15 protein-coding genes and 1 tRNA gene are annotated in these 20,293 nt (G+C 61.5%); 4 read left to right on the forward strand and 12 right to left on the reverse strand.

The window, feature by feature from the left end; translation table 11 throughout:
- Window positions 1-42: 42 nt before the first annotated feature.
- From OQ248_RS06410 to ptsP, 4 genes are read right to left on the reverse strand one after another with little or no spacing between them, the layout of a single operon-like run.
- Complete coding sequence (locus OQ248_RS06410) at window positions 43-1,584, reverse strand: alkaline phosphatase D family protein (protein WP_265812339.1); 1,542 nt, start codon at window positions 1,582-1,584, stop codon at window positions 43-45.
- 59 nt (window positions 1,585-1,643) lie between these two features.
- Window positions 1,644-3,377 (reverse strand): PTS fructose-like transporter subunit IIB, encoded by a 1,734-nt coding sequence (locus OQ248_RS06415; protein WP_265812340.1) that lies wholly within the window; start codon window positions 3,375-3,377, stop codon window positions 1,644-1,646.
- An 11-nt stretch (window positions 3,378-3,388) separates the two neighbouring features.
- On the reverse strand, window positions 3,389-4,330 hold the full coding sequence (pfkB, locus tag OQ248_RS06420; protein ID WP_265812341.1) for a 1-phosphofructokinase: 942 nt from the start codon (window positions 4,328-4,330) through the stop codon (window positions 3,389-3,391).
- Window positions 4,330-7,191, reverse strand: coding sequence for a phosphoenolpyruvate--protein phosphotransferase (gene ptsP / locus OQ248_RS06425; RefSeq protein ID WP_265812342.1), 2,862 nt, complete (start codon window positions 7,189-7,191; stop codon window positions 4,330-4,332). The genes pfkB and ptsP overlap by 1 nt, the downstream gene beginning before the upstream one ends.
- A 306-nt stretch (window positions 7,192-7,497) precedes the next feature.
- On the opposite strand from ptsP, the gene cra reads away from it, so the two are divergent.
- Together cra and OQ248_RS06435 are read left to right on the forward strand one after the other, a co-directional pair.
- Entirely contained in the window at window positions 7,498-8,493 is a 996-nt protein-coding gene (cra, locus tag OQ248_RS06430; protein WP_265812343.1) for a catabolite repressor/activator, read from the forward strand.
- A 3-nt stretch (window positions 8,494-8,496) separates the two neighbouring features.
- A complete protein-coding gene (locus OQ248_RS06435) occupies window positions 8,497-9,273 on the forward strand; it encodes a TatD family hydrolase (RefSeq protein WP_265812344.1) in 777 nt (258 codons plus the stop codon).
- Here OQ248_RS06435 and OQ248_RS06440 read toward each other — a convergent pair whose 3' ends face one another.
- The 5 genes from OQ248_RS06440 to OQ248_RS06460 form a co-directional block, all read right to left on the reverse strand.
- Window positions 9,274-9,663 carry a hypothetical protein gene (locus tag OQ248_RS06440; RefSeq protein ID WP_134825462.1) on the reverse strand — a complete coding sequence of 130 codons (390 nt, stop codon included), beginning with the start codon at window positions 9,661-9,663 and terminating at the stop codon, window positions 9,274-9,276.
- A 153-nt stretch (window positions 9,664-9,816) separates the two neighbouring features.
- On the reverse strand, window positions 9,817-11,847 hold the full coding sequence (locus tag OQ248_RS06445) for a methyl-accepting chemotaxis protein (protein WP_265812345.1): 2,031 nt from the start codon (window positions 11,845-11,847) through the stop codon (window positions 9,817-9,819).
- 184 nt (window positions 11,848-12,031) lie between these two features.
- Window positions 12,032-12,868, reverse strand: a complete 837-nt coding sequence (ampE, locus tag OQ248_RS06450; RefSeq protein ID WP_265812346.1) for a regulatory signaling modulator protein AmpE — start codon at window positions 12,866-12,868, stop codon at window positions 12,032-12,034.
- Window positions 12,865-13,425, reverse strand: a complete 561-nt coding sequence (gene ampD, locus OQ248_RS06455) for a 1,6-anhydro-N-acetylmuramyl-L-alanine amidase AmpD (RefSeq protein ID WP_265812347.1) — start codon at window positions 13,423-13,425, stop codon at window positions 12,865-12,867. Before ampD ends, ampE begins: the two co-directional genes overlap by 4 nt.
- Window positions 13,426-13,489: 64 nt before the next feature.
- A complete protein-coding gene (locus OQ248_RS06460; RefSeq protein ID WP_265812348.1) occupies window positions 13,490-15,679 on the reverse strand; it encodes a DUF1631 domain-containing protein in 2,190 nt (729 codons plus the stop codon).
- 254 nt (window positions 15,680-15,933) lie between these two features.
- On the opposite strand from OQ248_RS06460, the gene nadC reads away from it, so the two are divergent.
- Window positions 15,934-16,782: a carboxylating nicotinate-nucleotide diphosphorylase gene (gene nadC, locus OQ248_RS06465; protein ID WP_265812349.1), complete on the forward strand. Its 849-nt coding sequence runs from the start codon at window positions 15,934-15,936 to the stop codon at window positions 16,780-16,782.
- A gap of 51 nt (window positions 16,783-16,833) precedes the next feature.
- Here the strand turns inward: nadC and OQ248_RS06470 are convergent, their stop codons facing one another.
- Window positions 16,834-17,133 (reverse strand): DUF6388 family protein, encoded by a 300-nt coding sequence (locus OQ248_RS06470; RefSeq protein ID WP_085729552.1) that lies wholly within the window; start codon window positions 17,131-17,133, stop codon window positions 16,834-16,836.
- 276 nt (window positions 17,134-17,409) lie between these two features.
- Between OQ248_RS06470 and OQ248_RS06475 the strand changes: the two genes are divergently transcribed.
- Window positions 17,410-17,913 carry a hypothetical protein gene (locus OQ248_RS06475; RefSeq protein ID WP_265812350.1) on the forward strand — a complete coding sequence of 168 codons (504 nt, stop codon included), beginning with the start codon at window positions 17,410-17,412 and terminating at the stop codon, window positions 17,911-17,913.
- 7 nt (window positions 17,914-17,920) lie between these two features.
- On the opposite strand, the gene OQ248_RS06480 is transcribed toward OQ248_RS06475, so the two are convergent.
- Both OQ248_RS06480 and pnp read right to left on the reverse strand, forming a co-directional pair.
- Window positions 17,921-17,996, reverse strand: a tRNA-Thr gene (locus OQ248_RS06480).
- A gap of 129 nt (window positions 17,997-18,125) precedes the next feature.
- On the reverse strand, window positions 18,126-20,231 hold the full coding sequence (gene pnp / locus OQ248_RS06485; protein ID WP_007953735.1) for a polyribonucleotide nucleotidyltransferase: 2,106 nt from the start codon (window positions 20,229-20,231) through the stop codon (window positions 18,126-18,128).
- Between the last annotated feature and the right edge of the window lie 62 nt (window positions 20,232-20,293).

The raw sequence follows: 20,293 nt of genomic DNA on the forward strand, positions 1-20,293 counted from the left end.
CTGTGGGAGCAAGTTCGCTCCCACAGTTTGTTTACGCTGAACTCAGGTCGGCAGCAACTTCTGCTCAAACACCGCCACCCCGTTCAGATCCCGCAACACCACGCTCATCTCCCCGCTCTGCCCCTCGATATTCACCTCGCCAAAAAACTGGAACCCGGCAAACGGCGAGGCGTTTTGCGTCGGCGGTGCTTTCTGGAACACCACTTCCGGACCAAAAGTCTTGTCCAGCGGATTGGGCCCAAAACTCCCGGCATTCAGAGGCCCTGCGACAAACTCCCAGAACGGTTCGAAATCCTGGAACGCCGCGCGATCCGGGTGATAGTGATGCGCCGCGCAGTAATGCACATCCGCTGTCAGGAACACGAAGTTGCGCACCTGATGTTTACGCAGGAACCCAAGCAATTCGGCCACTTCCAGCTCGCGCCCCTGAGCCGGACCAGGATCGCCGTTGGCCACAGCTTCCCAACGCGGCACGCCGGGGCTGACTTCACCGTCCGGCACGCCCAGACCGATCGGCATGTCGGCCGCGATGACTTTCCACTGGGCTTTCGAGGCCTTCAATCCGCGCTTGAGCCAGTTCAGTTGCTCACGCCCGAGGAACGGTTTTTCCGCGCCGAGATTGTCGTCGTTGGCGCCGCGATAGCTGCGCATGTCGAGCACGAATACATCGAGCATCGGCCCGTAGCTCAGCTTGCGATAAATCCGCCCGCCACCGTCTGCTGCCTGACGGCGCATCGGCGAATATTCGAGCCAGGCCTGACGCGCGCGCCCGACCAGGGTGTGGATATCTTTTTCCTGGTAACGCTCGTCGAGCTGCTTGCCCGGCGACCAGTTGTTGACCACTTCATGGTCGTCCCACTGCCAGATCTGCGGCACTTCGGCGTTGAAACGACGGATGTTTTCATCCATCAGGTTGTAGCGATAGTTGCCGCGATAATCGTCGAGGGTCTGGGCGACCTTGCTCTTGGCTTCTGTGGTGAGGTTGCGCCACACGCGGCCACCTTCGGTGGTGAGTTGCGCTGGCACCGGGCCGTCGGCGTAGATGGTGTCGCCGCTGTGGATAAAGAAGTCCGGCAGGCGCAAACGCATGGATTCGTAGATGCGCATGCCGCCGATATCCGGGTTGATGCCAAAGCCCTGGCCGACCGTGTCGCCGCTCCAGACGAATCGGATATTGCGCCGCGCCGTCGGTGCACTGCGCAGGTGGCCGAGCCACGGCTCACTGGCGACGCCGGTCTGGGCGTCCTTAAAATACACGCGATAGAAAATCGCCTGATCGACGGGCAATCCGGTGAGTTCGACGCGGGCGGTGAAATCGCTGCTGGCATCGGCCAGCGCGGAGATGACGCGTCGAGGATGGCGGAACTGACTGCGGGTGTCCCACTCCACCACCATCCGCGCCGGGCGGTCGCTGCGGCTCCAGATCATCGCCCGGTCGCCTTGCAGGTCGCCGGACTGCACGCCGTCGGTGAGTTGCGGTCGATCCTTGACCGAAGCAATGACTGCCGGGGCCAGCCCCGGCATCAGCAAACCGGCGCCGACCACTTGCATCACGCGCCGGCGACCGAGGTTGAAATCGCTCATGCTGTTCTCCCTGAAAAAAGGAAAACTTAACCATCACCAGATGAAGCGGGTGTGACACCTCAGGCGTTGGCCGGCTCCAGCGCCAGCTCGACCGCTTCCGGCCGCTTGACCAACGCATACACCACCGCCGTCAGCAAACTGCCCGCAACGATGGCCAGCAGGTACAGCAGCGCATGGTTGATCGCATTCGGGATCGCCAGCACAAACAGACCACCGTGGGGCGCCATCAGCTTGCAGCCGAAGTACATCGACAGCGCACCGGTCAGCGCACCGCCGGCAATGCTCGCCGGGATCACCCGCAACGGGTCTTTCGCGGCAAACGGAATCGCCCCTTCGGAGATGAAGCACAAGCCCAGTACCAACGCCGCTTTACCCGCCTCGCGCTCGGTCTGGGCAAACTTGCGCCGGGCGATGAAGGTGGCGATGCCCAGACCGATCGGCGGCACCATGCCGGCGGCCATGGTCGCGGCCATCGGTGCATAGCTCTGCGAGGCCAGCAGCCCCACCGAGAACGCATACGCAGCCTTGTTGATCGGCCCGCCGAGGTCGACGCACATCATGCCGCCCAGCAGCACACCGAGCAGGATCGCGTTGGTGGTGCCCATGCTGTCGAGAAAATGCGTGAGCGCCGCGAGCATCCCGGCCACCGGTTTGCCGACCACGTAAATCATCACCAGCCCGGTGATCAGGCTGGCGAACAGCGGGATGATCAGAATCGGCTTCAGCGCTTCCAGACTTTGCGGCAATGCCACATAACGACTGATCAGCTTCGCCGCATAACCGGCGATGAAACCGGCGACGATCCCGCCGATGAAGCCGGCGCCTAAAGTACTCGCCAGCAAACCACCGATCATCCCCGGCGCCAGCCCCGGACGGTCGGCAATCGAGTAGGCGATGTAACCGGCCAGCAACGGCACCATCAATTTGAACGCGGTCTCGCCACCGATCTGCATCAGCGCCGCCGCCAGCGTGCCTTCTTCCTTGAACGCGGTGATGCCGAACACGAACGACAAAGCGATCATCAAGCCGCCCGCCACCACCATCGGCAACATGAACGACACACCGGTCAGCAGGTGTTTGTAGACGCCGGTTTTCTCTTGTTTGGCCGGAGCCTTGCCGTCGCTCGCAGCGCTTTCCTGCTTGCCTTCGGCCAGGGCTTTTTTCAGTGTGGCTTCGGATTGCTTCAAGGCGATCCCGGTGCCGCAGCGGTAGATCTTTTTGCCAGCGAAACGCTCGGTGGCGACTTCGATATCCGCCGCGAGTAGCACCACGTCGGCCTCGGCAATCGCCGTAGCGCTCAGGGGATTTTTGGCCCCTACCGAACCCTGGGTTTCTACCTGAAACTCATAGCCCAGACGCTTGGCCGTCTGCTGCAGCGCTTCGGCAGCCATGAAGGTGTGGGCCACGCCGGTCGGGCATGCAGTGACGGCGACGATGCGCGGCACGCGTTGCTCGACGGCAGCCGGGGCAACTTCGCCGGCGACATGGATTTCGGCTTCTTCGGCACCGCGACGCAGCACCGCTTCGACATCCTGCAACGCTTGCGCCGGCGCGATGCGGAATACGCGCTTGCCGATGAAACGCGTCATGTCGATGTCGCCGGTGGCCACCAGCAACACCCATTCCGCCGCCTCGATGGTGGCCGCCGACAAGGCGCGTTCCGGATGCGCCGCATCCACCACTTCGACGCTGGTACTCCAGCCCTGACGCTGGGCCGCGGCATCCAGCAGCCGGGCGCACAGCACACTGGTGACCATGCCGTTCGGGCAGGCCGTGACAATGGCTAACTTCATGACAAACCCTCTTATTGTTCTGTCAGGGGGCGCACGCGCACGCCCTGTTCGAGCTGCGTCAGTTGCGCAGCATCGTGAATACCGAAACCGATCTGGGTCACCGCCTGCGCCGCAATCGCCGTGGCCGTGCGCAGGGTCTGTTCCGGCGTGTCGGCGCTGAGCAGACCGTGGAGCATGCCGGCCAGCAAAGAATCGCCGGCACCGACCGTGCTGGCGACGCTGACCTTCGGCGGCGTGGCATGCAACGCCGAGCCGACGCTGAACCAGTTCACACCGTCGGCACCGTGGGAAATCACCACATGCTCGATGCCTTGAGCGTGTAAACGACTGGCCGCTTCTGCCTCTGCGACGTGGGACAGCACTTCACACCCCAGCGCGTCGGCCAGTTCTTCGGTGTTCGGTTTGATCAGCCACGGGCCGGCCTTGAGTGCGGTGCGCAACGCTTCGCCGCTGGTGTCCAGTGCCACCTTCAGGCCCAGGGCTTTCAGGCGCTCGATCAACGCGCGCAACCACTTCGCACTGACCCCGCGCGGCAGACTGCCGGCCACCACCACAGCGTCATGCCCCGGCGCAATCTGCACCAGCCGATCCAGCAACGCCTGTTGCGCCACCACGCCGACCACCGGGCCCGGGCCGTTGATGTCGGTGATTCGTCCGTCCTGTTCCGCGACCTTGATATTGCTGCGGGTCTCGCCCGGAACGCGGATGAAGGCGTCGACGAAGCCGCGTTTGGCGAACAGGTTTTCGAACGCCTGCAGATTGTCTTCACCGAGAAAGCCGCTGACCGTCAGCTGATGACCGAGATCGGCGAGCACCTGCGCGACGTTCACGCCTTTACCGGCGGCATGGGTGTGCATCTCGTCGCTGCGATTGACCTGACCGGGTTCCAGACGCGACAACTGCACCGTGAGGTCCAGCGCCGGATTGAGGGTCAGGGTAAGAATCTTGGCCATTACAGGGCCTCCACTAATGCGCGCACTTCGTTGGCGCTGCCCACGGCCAGGGCTTGTTGAGCTAGGGTTTGCGTCTGGGTTAGGCTGAGTTCGCGGATGCGCGCCTTGACCTCGGCGATGCTGCGTCCGGAGACGCTCAATTCATCCACACCGAGGCCGACCAGCACCGGCACCGCCAGCGGATCTGCCGCCAGCTCGCCGCACACACCGACCCATTTGCCATGGGCATGGGCCGCGCGCACGGTGATGTCGATCAGTTGCAGCACCGCCGGGTGCAGGCCGTCTGCCTGGGCGGACAGGGTCGGATGACCACGGTCGATGGCCAGGGTGTATTGGGTCAGGTCGTTGGTGCCGACGCTGAAGAAGTCCACCTCTTTGGCCAGCACCGGCGCCAGCAAGGCTGCGGACGGCACTTCGATCATGATCCCCAATTGCAGGTCGGCGACTGGGATTTCCAGGCGCAGGCGTTCGGTCATGTCGCGCGCCTGACGCCACTCTTCAACACTGCCGACCATCGGGAACATGATGCGCAGCGGACGGTTGTCCGCCGAACGCAGCAAGGCGCGCAACTGCGCTTCCATGATCTGCGGACGCTGCAAGGTCAGGCGAATACCGCGCACACCGAGGAACGGGTTTTCTTCCTTGGCAATCGGCCAATACGGCAGCGGTTTGTCACCGCCGACGTCGAGGGTACGCACCACCAGCGGCCGACCGGCGAGGCCGTCGAGGACGCGACGGTATTCGGCTTCCTGAGTCGCCTCGTCCGGCGCCTGCGGGTGAGCCATGAAAATCAGCTCGGTGCGCAGCAGACCGATGCCTTCGGCGCCCTGCTCGACTGCACTGGCGACGCCGGCGCTCTCGCCGATGTTGGCGAACACTTCCACGGCGTGGCCGTCGGTGGTGTGCGCCGGTTGATGACGTTGTTCGGCGGCGGCTTTCAGGCGTTGTTCGCGGGTGTCGCGTTCTTCGCTGGCGCGTTGCAAGGTAGCGGCATCGGCATCGACATGCAGGCGACCGCGCTGGCCGTCGAGCAGCAACGGCGTGCCCGGTTTCAGCAGCAACACCGCTGCGCCCGCACCGACCAGTGCCGGAATCCCCAGAGCACGAGCCACGATGGCGCTGTGAGCGGTGGCGCCACCCCGGGCGGTGAGAATCCCCGCGACCCGCGCCGGATCAAGCCGCGCCACGTCGGACGGGCCGACCTCATCCATCACCAGAATGTACGGTTGCTCAGGCTCGGCAGGCGTCTGCACGCCGCACAGTTGCGCCAGCACCCGACGCCCGATGTCGCGCAGATCGGCGGCACGTTCGGCGAGCAAGGCGTCCTGCAACGCTTCCTGTTGTTTTGCGGCGGCCTCGATCACCGCCATCCATGCCGCTTCGGCGCTCTCGCCTTGCTTGAGGCGGGTGTCGACTTCATCGGTGAGTTCCGGGTCGTCGAGCATTTCCTGATGGGTGATGAAAATCTCGCGGATCGCCTTGGCCTTGCTGCGTTCAATCAGACCTTGAATGTCCTGACGTACATCGGCCAGCGCTTGCTTGAGGCGTTCACGTTCGATGGAAGCGGACTCGCCACGCAACGGGTAATCGATGGTTTGCTGGACCTGAATGTGTGCCGGGCCGATGGCAATGCCGGGGGCGGCGGGAATCGCTTGCAGCAGGCTACCGGAGGCCGGGGCGCTCAAGACTTCGGCGATATCGTCAATGATTTCGCGCTGCTGACTCACGGCCGGCAACGGTTCGACTTCTTCGCCGAGGCCTTCTTCGATGGCCGCCAGCAAGGCCGGCAAGGCATCGGCAGCGATGCTCGGCTCGGCGATGATTTCCAGCACCTGACCACGACGGGCACCGAGGCTCAGCAGTTTGCTCAGGCTCTTCACCGATACGGCGCTGTCCTGACCGTCGACGACGCGGACACGGATTTCACCGTCAAAACTTTTCGCCAGTTGCGCGAGGATCTTCGCCGGCCGCGCATGCAAGCCATGGGCGTTGGCCAGTGCGATACGCGCACTCGGCCAGTCGGCCGGCAATTCGCCGCCGAGCACTTCGAGGACTTTGCGGCTGCTGGTGGCACGGCCCAGTTCATGGCCGCGACCTTCGATCAGCAATGCACACAAACGCTCGAGCAACGCCTGATGCGCTTCGCCGAGGCTGGCCAGGCAAAACAGACCGCTGAGGGGCTGGCCGAGGTAACGCATCGGTTTGTCCGGCGTGACGAACGCCAGCCCTGGACGCTTCACGGTCTGCTCGCTGTGCAGCCACCACAGGCCATCGCCCAGCGGCAGCGCTTCGACCTGCTGCAATACACCGGCAAAACCGTTGCTCACGCAATCAGCCTGACGCAGCAGGCGCGCCCCGCGCCAGACCAGTTCTTCGAAATCGTCGGCAGATACGCCGAGGCCGATCATCTGCGCGTCCAGCGCCAGTTCCTGTGGCGCGCCCTGCAGCAGTTTCAGCAGCGCTTCGGGCGAACTGGCGCGGCGCAGGGCCTGGCCCAGATCGGTCTCGCCGAGAGCGCGGGTCAGCAATTGCAGCAGGCGCAGGTGCTCGTCGGATTTGGCCGCGATGCCGATGGCCAGATAGACGATCTGGCCATCGCCCCAGTCCACGCCGTCGGGAAACTGCATCAGCCGCACGCCGGTAGCAAATACCTGGTCACGGGTTTCGGGCGTGCCATGGGGGATCGCAATCCCCTGACCGAGAAAGGTCGAGCCCTGGGCTTCCCGCGCCTGCAATCCGGCCAGGTAACCGTCGGCGACCAGACCATCAGCGACCAGATGACTGGCCAGCAATTGCAAAGCGGCGGGTTTATCCACAGCCGATTGGCCCATGGATATCTGCTCTACAGTGAGCTCGAGCATGCGATCTCCTTTTTGACGCGTTGGTGCGCCAGGTATTGTTTTGAATGGTTGCAGCTTAGGCGCTTGTAGGCTTCCCTTTCAGGAGGCAGTTTTGGCGGTTTCACGGCAGAACCGGCCAAAGGCGTCTAAAACGTAGAAAATACGCCTGCTGAAACGTTTAATCTAGATTGATCGGCACGTTACTCGATAATGTCTCATCCTTGAAGTCCAACTTGTCGGATGCGCTGCGACAATGGTCGCCTGCCTGAATCGGGTAGGATTGGCGAAAATGTGGCGGCAAGCTCGAAAAAACAAGGAAATCCCGGGTTGAAACTCAGTGATATCGCGCGGTTGGCCGGAGTGTCCGTGACCACCGCCAGCTACGTCATCAACGGCAAGGCCGAACAGCAACGGATCAGCACCGCGACCGTCGAGCGGGTGCGGGCGGTGGTCGATCAGCACGGCTTTACTCCCAATCCACAGGCGGCCGGGCTGCGCAGTCGGCACACCCGGACCCTGGGTTTTATCCTGCCGGATCTGGAAAACCCCAGCTACGCGCGGATCGCCAAGTTGCTGGAACAAGGTGCCCGGGCGCGGGGCTATCAGTTGTTGATCGCCAGCTCCGACGATGCGCCGGACAGCGAACGGCAATTGCTGCAGCTGTTCCGCGCCCGACGCTGCGATGCGTTGATCGTCGCCAGTTGCCTGCCGGCCGGTGACGACAGCTACCGCCAGTTGCAGGCCAAGGGCTTGCCGGTCATCGCCATCGACCGGGTGATGGACCCCGAGCATTTCTGCTCGGTGGTCAGCGACGACCGCGAAGCCAGCCTGCACCTGACCGAAAGCCTGCTCGACCCGCAGCCGAAACAGATCGTGCTGCTGGGCGCTCGCCCGGAACTGAGCATCAGCCAGGAACGTGCCGCCGGCTTCAAACAGGCCCTCACCGGCTTCAAGGGCGAAGTGCTGATCGAACACGCCGAGTCCTTCAGCCGCGAGTGCGGCAAGCAATTGATGGAAGAACTCCTGCAACGCCTCGGGCATTTGCCGGATGCGCTGGTGACCACGTCCTACGTACTGTTGCAGGGTGTGTTCGACGCTCTGCATGACTTCCCGCTGAAAAACCGCCCGTTGCGTCTCGGCACGTTTGGCGACACCCAGTTGCTGGACTTCCTGCCACTGCCGGTCAACGCCATGGCCCAGCAGCACCAGTTGATCGCCGACAAGGCACTGGAACTGGCGCTGGCGGCGGTCGAGCAATCGGATTACCAGCCTGGCGTGCAGGCCATCGCCCGTACCTTCAAGCAGCGTATTCACCGGGACTGAGCCGTGGAGCTGATCGACAGCCACACCCATCTGGACTTCCCCGACTTCGACGCCGACCGTGCGGCGTTGCTGGCGGAAAGCCGTGCCCTCGGGGTGCGGCGGATGGTGGTGCTCGGGGTCTACGAGGGGAACTGGCAGCGGGTGTGGGATCTGGTGCAAAGCGATCCAGAGCTGTACGCGGCTTTCGGCCTGCACCCGGTGTATCTCGATCAGCATCGACCGGAAGACTTGCTTGCCCTGGGCGACTGGCTGACACGGCTGCGCGGTCATCGACAACTGTGTGCTGTCGGCGAAATCGGACTGGATTACTTCATCGAAACCCTCGACCGCGAACGCCAGCAGACGCTGTTCGACGCGCAACTGCAACTGGCAGCGGATTTCGGGTTACCGGCGTTGATTCATGTGCGGCGCAGCCACGCGGCGGTGATTGCCACACTCAAGCGCTTCAGGCTCAAGCGCGGGGGCATCATCCATGCCTTTGCCGGCAGCCGTGAAGAAGCGCGGGAATACATCAAACTCGGTTTCAAACTGGGTCTCGGCGGCGCGCCGACCTGGCCCCAGGCGTTGCGCATGCATCGTGTACTGGCGGATTTACCGCTGGGCTCGGTGGTACTGGAAACCGACTCACCGGACATGGCGCCCGCCATGTACCCCGGCGTGCGCAATACTCCGGCGCATCTGCCGGCGATCTGCAACGCGCTGGCGGGATTGATGAGTATCAGTGCAGAACAACTTGCCGAGGCCAGCACCGCCAACTGCTGTGAAGTGTTCGGCTGGTAGTCAGTCGCCGTGGGCTTTCGCCGCATCGAGAATCAAGGTCATGTGCTGACGGTGGCGAACAAAACGTGCCAGCGCGAAGTACACGAAAATCACGATCAGTGAAGCATTCAACTGTTCAGTCACACTGAGCAGTCCCACCCATTCCATCACCAGCGCCACCAGCAACGCAGTACACACCGTCACCGATGCACTGAAGCGCAACAGGCCCAGTGAATCCAGGGATTTGAAGCGTCTGATCTGTTTCGGGCAGCGCAGCTCCAGGGTTTTCTGGCAGTGAGCGCAGGTGAACGGTTCATTGATCGCGATGGCATTCAGTTGCCAGGGTTTGAGCAAAAGCGTGGTCTGGCAATGGGCACAGCGGCCCTGGACTCCCAGGGTTGCAACAGACATGTGTGGCCTCCTCCAAACGGTCAGTTGATATGATCTTGATCCATTGAAGACGAAAAATCAGAGCCCGGAGGAAATCAGGAAATTGCTTACAAACGTAAGCAAAGAAGTACTACAAATTATTCCGACATACCTGCCTCCGGAGAGGCAGGCTGCTTAAACCCGGAAGGCGCTGATCAACTGCTTCAACTCAACCACCTGCGCCGACAGGGCCCGACTGGCATTTTCGGTCTGATAAGCACCTTCGGCCGTGCGCTCGCCGGCGCGGTTGATCTCGACGATATTCTGGTCGATGTCATGGGCGACGGCCGTCTGCTGCTCAACGGCAGCGGCGATCTGCTGGTTCTGATCGACGATCATGCCTACCGCACCGAGGATGTTTTCCAGCGCCTGCTGGACCTTTTCCGACTGCCCGACGGTGCCGCTGGCCATCGAGTGACTGACGCCCATGGCTTTCACCGCTGCACCGACCCCGCCGTGGAGTTTGGCGATCATCTGCTCGATTTCTTCGGTCGATTGCTGGGTGCGTTTGGCCAGCGTCCGCACTTCGTCCGCCACCACCGCAAAACCCCGGCCCTGCTCACCGGCCCGCGCCGCCTCGATCGCCGCGTTGAGGGCCAGCAGATTGGTCTGCTCGGCGATACTCTTGATCACCTCCAGCACGCTGCTGATCGACTGACTGTCGCTGGCCAACTGATTGATCACCCGCACCGACTGATCGATCTCGCTGGCCAGTGCCGCGATACTGCCCTGCTGCGACTCCACCAGGCCACGTCCGCTGATGGTTTCGTCATTGACGCTGTGGGCGCTGCTCACCGCAGCCGCCGCACTGCGCGCGACTTCCTGAGAGGTCGCCGACATCTGGTTCATGGCCGTGGCCACTTGCTCAATCTGGGTGCGCTGACCGGCCACGGCCTGGTTGCTTTGCGCCGAGACATCTTCCACTTGTCCGGCCTGACGCTCGACTTCGCCGACCGTATGGCCGACCCGCTCGATCAGGTCGTGGATCTTGCGCACCGTGCCATTGAACACTTCGCCCAGTTCGCCCAGTTCATCGCGGCTATGGGCCACGAAGTTGACCGTCATGTCTCCGGCCGCGACTTTGTCCATCATCGCGCCAAGACGTTTTAGCGTATTGCGGGTCGAGGCATAGAAGCCGCCGTAGAGGTAGAAAATCAGCACGAACACCACAGACAGCGCCACGGCCTGCAACACCATGTGCGTGCGGTTCTGCGTCAGGCGTTGTTGTAATTGGGTATCGAGAAATTTCAGGGTGGCTTCGTTGAGCTGATACGTGCGGTCCATCAGCCCGGTGACCTGATCGTAAAAAGCCTGCCACGGCGCATCGAGGGTCTCGGCGACCACTACTTGCTCTTCGAAGATTTCGCTGGCCTGCTTCAGCGTGGCCTTGCTGGCGTCGGCCGCAGCACTCAGCGTATCCCGCGCGGCTTTGCTCGAGCCCAGCGCGTCCTGCAGTTTCAGCCCGTACTCGCCCTGAAGCTTTTCGATCTGGGCAAGCAGTTCGTCGAAGCGGGTGCTGGAGGAGCTGTTGAGAAAACCCTGCCCCAACGAGAAAGAGCCCATGGCCCGGCCTTCGCCAAGAGTCTGAGTGATGGCTGGCGTAATCGCGGTGACCAGTTCGCTGAGTTGGCGGATATCGCTCTGGTTGTCTCGGCTCAGGCCGGCCTGACTGGCGACGATCTGGCTGAAAATCTGCGCACTGCCCAGCAGTTTGCCGATCAGCGCACTTTTGCTTTGCAGGGAGTTCTCCGCTTGCTGGGCCTTGAACGCGGCGATCATTTCATCGCGCTTGGCATCGAAGACCTTGATTTGCTCCGGGTCGTCGGTCATGGCCGTCAGCCCTTGCAGGCGCGCTAGAACGTTTTGCTCAAGACTGGTGATTTGCGACTCGACATTGCCGGCCTTGCCCGACTGGCCGAGGGTGACGTTGATCTGCACCAGGTTGTTCAGGGTTTCCAGATCCCGACGCAGGGTCAGGCTGCTGCCCAGCAGGTCGAGGCTTTGCAACTCCACCCGGGTGCCCTGGAATTCGCGATAGGAATCGCGCACCAGATAGAAGTTGGTCACCAGCATCGGTACCAGGAACAGCACGCTGATCAAGCTGAACTTCATGCCGAAGCTCAGGCGGTTCATCAGCGAGACGGCGGGATAGAGCAAGCTCTTCACTGGAAGTCTCCCTTGGTTTTTTCTTGTTTTTATTGGCAGGCGCGAAGCGACAGCAGATAGCCACTATCGGACGCTATCTCTGTATAGCTCAAATCGAAGGGAGGTTTTGTAACTTAAGGTTAACGGCAGAGGATCGCCCGAACGCGGGCTGCGTTCGGGCGAGATTTTGATCTTCAGGCAGGCATCAGTGGACCAGGACGGTCCAAAGGGCAAACCCGGCGTACCACAACACCGCTGCACGCAGCAGCAGTTCCCACAGGCAATCGAGGGTGTTGATGCCTTCCGGGCCAACGGCGGCGGGCGGAATTTCTCCGGCGGCCAGGCCGACTCTGTTGATCAATTGCGCGGCGCTGATGTTCCAGTTCAACAGCTCATGCAGCATGATCCGGCTGACCGCGACGAAGTTGCCGACCAGAGCCAGACTCGCCGCCAGCAGGCGCACCGGCACCCAGTCGAACGCATGCCGCAGCTGCCCTGCCCGCTCGGCCAGTGCCGGGTTCTGTGCGTTTTCCTCCGCCAGCGCCAGCAGGCGATAGCTGAGCGCGGCAACCGGACCAAGCAGGAAGTACCAGAAAATCACCGCAAAAAAGCTCTGGTAGGCCTGCCACAGCAGATGCTGCTGCACCTGTTCAAGGAGTTGCTCGCCACTCTCGGCGCAGATATCCAGATCGCGCTTGGCCACGTGAGCGGCGGCTTGCAAGTCTTCCCGACGCCAGGCATCACGGAACGGGCCGAGACCGCCGAGCAGATCACCGCGCCCCAGGCTGTAAATCACCACCAGCAAATGCACCGGCAGAGCCAGCAGGCCGTAGGCAACCGGCTCCAGCACCAGCAGCAACAACCCCAGCAATGCCACCGGCAGCAGCACCAGAATGACCAGCACCAGCCACGGCCGTTTTGCCAGGTTGCCGCTTTCAAGCTTGTGCAGTTCGCGGATCCATCCGCCATCGCGTTGAACCCGATGGCGCAGGGCCGAGAACTTCTCGATCCATACCGCCAGCAGTAACACCAGAAAACTCATTGTCCTTCCTCTTGTGCCAGGGCGGCGCGGTAGCGTGCCCAGTCGAATGCGGGTCCAGGGTCGGTCTTGCGTCCGGGTGCGATGTCGCTGTGTCCGCAGATACGTTCGACAGTGATCGCTGGAAACGCTTTTTGCAAATGCCGGGTCAGCACGACCAACGCCTGATACTGCGCATCGGTGAATGGCAGATCATCGGTGCCTTCGAGTTCGATGCCCACGGAAAAATCGTTACAGGTTTCCCGCCCTTCGAACACCGACACGCCGGCATGCCAGGCACGCTCAAGACAGGAGACAAACTGGGTGACCTTGCCGTCACGTTCGATCAGGAAATGCGCGGAGACGCGCAAATCGGCGATCCCTGCAAAATAGGGATGCTCCGTGACATCCAGACGATTCTGGAAAAATTCCTGCACCTTGCCGGTGGCGAACTGCGCCGGCGGCAGGCTGATGTTGTGGATGACCAACAGGGAGACTTCGCCCGCCGGGCGTTCATTGAAGTTGGGCGAGGGGCAGACCTGCACCCCGTGACACCACCCGCTTGCGGGATCCAACTGCATACCGATTCCTTCAACGCCGACTGTGTTGGCGCCCAGTATGCCGTGATCGGCCCCCGGCGCGCGATCACTTGCCGCGATTGAGCCGTCGCAGATTGCCGAGCACCGACTCCAGCGCGCGGTCGAAGAGCAAGGTGTCGTCCAGCGCCCGCACTGTCCCGCGACGGAACTCCATGGCCAGGGCGATGCGGTTGCGCTCCTGCACCTTCATTCCGGTGCGGTCGACAAACACATACTTGCCGGTCGCCTCGATGATTGCCGCCAGTTTGCAGCGCAAGGTGTGCTCTTCATCCTCTTCGAACGCCACCCAGCTGCCCAGGCGCAACTGGTCGACCTGACGCAAACTGGCGTCATCGGCCGGCAAACGCTCCGGGCCCAACATCGGATGACCTTCGTCGGCGGTCTGCAGAACGATGGCCTGAGACACCTGGATCATCGGCGGCGATTCGGCCTGATCCGGCTCGGCGGAAGGCTGAAGCAAACGAACGTGCAACGCTTCCAGCGCACTGAAAAACTCGCTGGTGGCGAACGGATCGAACGCCGAACTGCTCAGCCCGTCACGCAGCGATTTGAGCAGTCCCGGCACCAGCGACAGCAAGCGCAGGCCCGACCCGGCATCCTCGTGACGCTGCACGCTCCAGATCAACTGCTCCATGGTCTGCACGTCGGCCTGCCATTCGGCGGACTGATCGCCGTGCTTGAGGCACGTCAGCAGCAAGACTTTGCTCCAGGCCGCCTCGACGAAGGTCACCACCGTCGGCGGCAGGACTTTGCCGAGCATCGCCTGGTTCAACGCCTGTTCGACACGCAGGCGGGCCAGTTCGGTCTTCGCCCGGCCCTCTTCGGCATCGCGCAGACGCTGCTCAAGCAGTTCGCTGCGGCGGCGCTCGTCGCTGGTGAAGGTGAGGAAGTCCGCCAGCAACTCGGAGAAAATCGCCGGGTCATCGACGAAATCCGCCAGCAAGCGCTGCACCACTTGCTCGATACGCAGATAGAGGCTGTCGCGCGCATCACCGTCGCATTCACCCCAGCCCATGGCTGCCTCGGCGATTTCATTGAGCAGGCGTCGTGCCGGATGGCTGCTGCGACTGAAAAAACTCTTGTCGATCACCGCGACTTTCAACATCGGGATCTGCAACCGGGCGATCAGCGCCTTGAGCGAATCCGGCAGGTTGCGGTCGTCAAGAATGCAGTCGAACACCATGGCGACCAGGTTGATCACATCCTCGTCCGCACCGCCGACGATCCGCGACTTGCCGCTTTTCACGCTGACCCGGGTCAGCAGTTGTTCAAGCTGATTGCGCAGATCGAAGTCTTCCTGCCCCGCCAGCGCCGGCACGTACTGCTGCAAGTGCGAGAGCAGACGCAGCAGGTCGCGGGTGGAAATCGGCTGGGTCGCCGCACTCGGTTCAAGGGTCGGCGCGACACTACCGCGCACGTGCAACAGCAACTCCTGAAGTGCGGTGAAAACTTCCTGCACGCCCGCGTCCGCCGGCGATTGATCGTGCTCGTCGAACTCGCTGTGCGCGCTGGCCGAGGCGTGATCCCTGGCCCGGCGGGCCGGTGCAGGCTTCAGCTCGGGCAACACCCCGGTGGCGACCAACAGTTGGTTGGCCTCCGCGAAGAGTTGGTCGGTGTCGGCCAGCACATAGCGCTCGAACAGTTTGAGCAGGATCAGCTTGACCTTGATCTCCACGCCCAGGTTGCGTCCGGCCTGGAGGAAATACTCACACAGCATCGCCGGACCCAGCGGGTTGTGTTGATCGTCCAGGGATTTGCCGAGCAGCGCATTGAATCGCGCGGTCAATTGATCAAGGGCGAAACCGTCGCGATTCAGTACGCGCCCCACCATCGTTTCGATCGCAACGCTGCGCTCCATGTCGTCGGTGCGCGCCGTGGTGTCCTCGTACTGCAACGCGTGAGGCACGACGTTCGGTACGGGATCATATTGAGTGAGGCCGACGAAGGCCTCGAAGAATTGTTCGAGAAAGCCGCGCTCGATGTTCTTGCGCTTGAGGCGCAGGTCGCGCATGGCTTCGAAAAAGATGTTCTGTTCGACGTCGTTGCGCGCCCGGTCGGCCATTTCGAACAGGGTATCGTCGGCGTTATCGAACAGTTCCTGCAGGCCATTGCGCAAGCGCTGTGCAGCCTTGTCGCGAACCTGAAGCAGAATCACAGGCAGGCGGGCGAGCGGCGAGTGAGTCGCCTGATCGGTAGCGGCCTTGTGCAAAGGCACTACGTTCCCGTCGTTGTGCATCCAAGCCTCCTGAAACGGTGATTTGCCGACGTCAAAGTCATGGCGTCAAATGCAAGGCGGATTATCTTGCAAAAGTTGTCTCCGGCGCCAGAGCCGTCAGGGTTTCCCCTATACGCGATACCTTCCAGTGACCACGCCGGAATCGGGTTTGCTCAAAGAAAATCGACCGGATGCAGCGCTACGTAGCCGTTCTCGCCTTGGGTTGGCCGACGCCATGCCCCTATAATCGGGCCACTTAGTTTGTGGAGCCCGTTATGCCGAATCTACGTCTCGCCGATTTGACCGCCGAAATCGAAGCCAACGTGCGCCGTGCGTTGCTCGAAGACATCGGCAGCGGCGACATCACCGCGCAACTGATCCCGGCCGAACGCCTGGCCAAAGCCACCATCATCACCCGTGACGCCGCCGTGATTTGCGGCTCAGCCTGGGTCGATACGGTGTTCCGTCAGCTCGATCCTCGGGTGGCGGTGCACTGGCAAGTGCGCGATGGCGAACGGGTTTCGCCGAACCAGCCGCTGTTTCACCTGGAGGGCCCGGCCCGTTCCCTGCTGACCGGTGAACGCAGTGCCCTGAACTTCCTGCAGTTGCTGTCCGGCGTAGCCACCCGTGCGCAATACCTCGCGGATTTCGTCGCCGAAACCGACGTGAAACTGCTCGACACCCGCAAGACTCTGCCGGGCCTGCGTCTGGCGCAGAAATACGCGGTCACCTGCGGTGGCTGCCATAACCACCGCATCGGTCTGTACGACGCGTTCCTGATCAAGGAAAACCATATTGCCGCCAGCGGCGGAATCCCGCAGGCCATTGCTGCCGCGCACAAGATCGCGCCGGGCAAACCGGTGGAAATCGAAGTGGAAAGCCTGGATGAACTGAAGGAAGCGCTGGCGGCCGGCGCCGACATCATCATGCTCGACGAACTGAGCCTCGACGACATGCGCGAAGCCGTGCGCCTGAACGGCGGCAAGGCGAAGCTGGAAGCCAGCGGCGGCATCAACGAAAGCACGTTGCTGCCGATTGCCCAGACCGGGGTGGATTACATCTCGATCGGTGCGATGACCAAGGATGTGAAGGCCGTGGACCTGTCGATGCGCCTGAGCCTCTGAATCGAGCGCGCAATAAAAAACGCCAGCCCTTTCTAGGCTGGCGTTTTTGTTTCAGACCACCAGATTGTTCATCTCGCAGTACTCTTCCCAATCGACACCCAGCACTTCGGCCGCCTCCTTGTGCAGCTCCAGGCGCTTGGCCTCGAACTCTTCAGGGCTGCTGGTGTACTTGAGCGTCAGTTCCCACGGCTGCAAACCCTGGGCCTCGGCTTCGTCTTCGAACGCCCACTGGATCTGGTCCTTCTGCTCATCGGGACTCAGGTCCTTGATCTCGTCCATCAACTCCGGCGCATCAAGTTTGTACTTCTCCAGCGCTTGTTCGTGGCGTTGCTCTTGGGTCAATTCAGTCATGGCGTTCTCGCTGATCGTAAGAATGGAAGATGGATCTGGATCATCAAGGATCTCTCTGACGCGGATTGTCCGGCCTTCGGAACCATTCGGGATCATCTGAAAACTGCTGGGCGATGCTCATGCAGACAGCGAATATAGGACGTTTGGCGAGCGAATTACACGGGTCTTTACATCTCTCCCACAAAAAGTTGACCTGCGGAACATAAACCGGATTTCCAAGTCATAGCGATGTGCCATATCGGCACTCACCTTCGCTGTTCACAAGGAAACCCAGTGATGCGCAGCTTTTCGAAGATTTCTTCTGTTGTGTCCGCCGCCGCGTTGACCGCCCTGCTGGGCACCCTGGCCCTGCCGGCCAGCGCAATGGCCGTTGAACTGAGTAGCAGCAGCCCTTCCTATGGCGACCAGATCTCCGCCATTCACAACGATTTCGGCAAAGACGTGGTGATCAAAAGCGGTATCGGTGTCGAAGACCTGAAAAAGATGCGCGACACCGTCAGCGACCAGTCGCGTCAGATCGAAGAACTCAAGCGCAGCAGCGGTTCCAGCTCAAGCTCCAGCGGCAGAGAGATTGATGATCTGAAGAACAAGGTCAAGGAACAGGACCGCCAGATCGATACGCTGAGCCGTCAGGTCGACGACCTCAAGCGTAACAGCGGCTCCAGTTCCAGTTCGAACAACAGCGAAATCTCCAGCCTGAAGCAGAAGCTCAACGATCAGGATCGCGCGATGGATCAGCTCAAACGCACCGTCGAGGAGTTGAGCCGCAAGGTGAAATAAGGGGAAGTGGTGCCCGAGACAGGAATCGAACCTGCGACCTTCGCGTTACGAGTGCGCTGCTCTACCGGCTGAGCTACACGGGCGGTGGGCTAAACCTAGCACCGGTATTGAAGGTCGGCAACTTCGCAGAATGACTCGATATTTCGCAGGCAAAAAAATGCCCCGCCGTTTTCACGGCGGGGCATTTTTATTGCGCTAATGCTGCGGGGTGATTAAACGCCCGAAGCCTTGGCCGCTGCCACGTCTTTGATGGACAGCTTGATACGGCCGCGGTTGTCCACGTCCAGTACCAGCACTTCCACTTCCTGGCCTTCTTTCAGGATGTCGGTCACTTTCTCTACGCGAGCGTCGCTCAGCATCGAGATGTGAACCAGACCGTCCTTGCCCGGCAGGATGTTGACGAATGCGCCGAAGTCGACGATGCGCTCAACCTTGCCGACGTAGATCTTGCCGATCTCGGCTTCTGCGGTGATGCCCAGAACGCGCTGACGTGCTGCTTCAGCTGCTTCCTTGGTTTCGCCGAAGATCTTGATCGAACCGTCGTCTTCGATGTCGATCGAAGCCTTGGTTTCTTCGCAGATCGCACGGATGGTCGCGCCGCCTTTACCGATAACGTCACGGATCTTGTCGGTGTCGATCTTCATCGCGATCATGGTCGGAGCGTTGGCCGACAGCTCGGTACGCGACTGACCGATGATCTGGTTCATCTGGCCGAGGATGTTCAGGCGCGCTTCCAGGGCCTGGCCCAGAGCGATTTCCATGATCTCTTCGGTGATGCCCTTGATCTTGATGTCCATCTGCAGCGCGGTGACGCCTTTGGCGGTACCGGCTACTTTGAAGTCCATGTCGCCCAGGTGGTCCTCGTCACCCAGAATGTCGGTCAGGACGGCGAATTTCTCGCCTTCTTTAACCAGACCCATGGCGATACCGGCAACCGGAGCCTTCATCGGAACACCAGCGTCCATCAGGGCCAGGGAAGCGCCGCAAACGGAAGCCATCGAGCTCGAACCGTTGGATTCGGTGATTTCCGAAACCACACGGATGGTGTACGGGAACACGTCAGCGGCAGGCAGCATGGCCGAAACCGAACGACGGGCCAGACGGCCGTGACCGATTTCGCGACGACCGGCGCCACCCATGCGACCACACTCGCCCACCGAGAACGGAGGGAAGTTGTAGTGCAGCATGAACGGGTCTTTTTTCTCGCCTTCCAGAGTGTCCAGCAGTTGTGCGTCACGGGCGGTGCCCAGAGTCGCGACTACCAGAGCCTGGGTTTCGCCACGGGTGAACAGTGCCGAACCGTGGGTCTTCGGCAGAACGCCGACTTCGATGTTCAGCGGACGTACGGTGCGGGTGTCGCGACCGTCGATACGTGGCTTGCCGTTAACGATGTTTTCGCGAACGGTGCGGTATTCGATTTCGCCGAATGCAGCTTTGACGTCGGAAGCCGAAGGCTGGCCTTCTTCGCCGGACAGCTTGGCAACGACCTGGTCACGCAGCTCGCCCAGACGCGCATAACGGTCGGCCTTGATGGTGATGGTGTAAGCCTGGGAGATCGCTTCGCCGAACTCGGAACGGATGGCGGCCAGCAGCTCGGTAGCTTCCGGAGCCGGTGCCCAGGTCCAGGTTGGCTTGGCCGCTTCGGCAGCCAGTTCTTTGACTGCGTTGATCACGACCTGGAACTCGTCGTGAGCAAACAGTACCGCGCCCAGCATCTGGTCTTCGGTCAGCTCTTTGGCTTCCGATTCAACCATCAGTACGGCGTCCGAAGTACCGGCAACGACCATGTCCAGGCTCGAGGCAGCTTGCTGCTCGTAGGTCGGGTTCAGCAGGTAGCCGGTGCTTTCGTGGAAAGCAACGCGGGCGGCGCCGATCGGGCCGTCGAACGGAATGCCCGAGATCGCCAGGGCAGCCGAGGTACCGATCATCGCAGCGATGTCCGGATCGGTCTTCTTGCTGGTGGAAACGACGGTGCAGACAACCTGCACTTCGTTCATGAAGCCTTCAGGGAACAGCGGACGGATCGGACGGTCGATCAGTCGGGAAGTCAGGGTTTCTTTCTCGGAAGGACGGCCTTCACGCTTGAAGAAACCGCCAGGGATCTTGCCGGCAGCGTAAGTCTTTTCCTGGTAGTGAACGGACAGAGGGAAGAAACCCTTGCCCGGATCGGCTTGCTTGGCACCGACTACGGTCACCAATACGCTGACGTCGTCGTCAACGGTGACCAATACTGCGCCGGAGGCCTGACGGGCAATACGGCCAGTCTCGAGGGTAACGGTCGACTGACCGAACTGGAATTTTTTGATTACCGGGTTCACGGTGTCCTACCTTCTTTGTGGCTCTTGGGGGAACTGGTTTCTTGCGAAATTCTTGGGCAACG

This window comes from Pseudomonas sp. COW5, from assembly GCF_026240005.1.
Taxonomy (GTDB): Bacteria; Pseudomonadota; Gammaproteobacteria; order Pseudomonadales; family Pseudomonadaceae; genus Aquipseudomonas; species Aquipseudomonas kribbensis.

Excerpts from the sequence above, each read along its gene's own strand:
- ampE (WP_265812346.1), bottom strand. The coding sequence starts at position 12,868 with ATGAGTTTTCTGGTGTTACTGCTGGCGGTATGGATCGAGAAGTTCTCG.
- OQ248_RS06475 (WP_265812350.1), top strand. The coding sequence starts at position 17,410 with ATGCGCAGCTTTTCGAAGATTTCTTCTGTTGTGTCCGCCGCCGCGTTG.
- ptsP (WP_265812342.1), bottom strand. The coding sequence starts at position 7,191 with ATGCTCGAGCTCACTGTAGAGCAGATATCCATGGGCCAATCGGCTGTG.
- OQ248_RS06470 (WP_085729552.1), bottom strand. The coding sequence starts at position 17,133 with ATGACTGAATTGACCCAAGAGCAACGCCACGAACAAGCGCTGGAGAAG.
- OQ248_RS06440 (WP_134825462.1), bottom strand. The coding sequence starts at position 9,663 with ATGTCTGTTGCAACCCTGGGAGTCCAGGGCCGCTGTGCCCATTGCCAG.
- ampD (WP_265812347.1), bottom strand. The coding sequence starts at position 13,425 with ATGCAGTTGGATCCCGCAAGCGGGTGGTGTCACGGGGTGCAGGTCTGC.
- OQ248_RS06410 (WP_265812339.1), bottom strand. The coding sequence starts at position 1,584 with ATGAGCGATTTCAACCTCGGTCGCCGGCGCGTGATGCAAGTGGTCGGC.
- OQ248_RS06460 (WP_265812348.1), bottom strand. The coding sequence starts at position 15,679 with ATGCACAACGACGGGAACGTAGTGCCTTTGCACAAGGCCGCTACCGAT.
- nadC (WP_265812349.1), top strand. The coding sequence starts at position 15,934 with ATGCCGAATCTACGTCTCGCCGATTTGACCGCCGAAATCGAAGCCAAC.
- OQ248_RS06415 (WP_265812340.1), bottom strand. The coding sequence starts at position 3,377 with ATGAAGTTAGCCATTGTCACGGCCTGCCCGAACGGCATGGTCACCAGT.
- pfkB (WP_265812341.1), bottom strand. The coding sequence starts at position 4,330 with ATGGCCAAGATTCTTACCCTGACCCTCAATCCGGCGCTGGACCTCACG.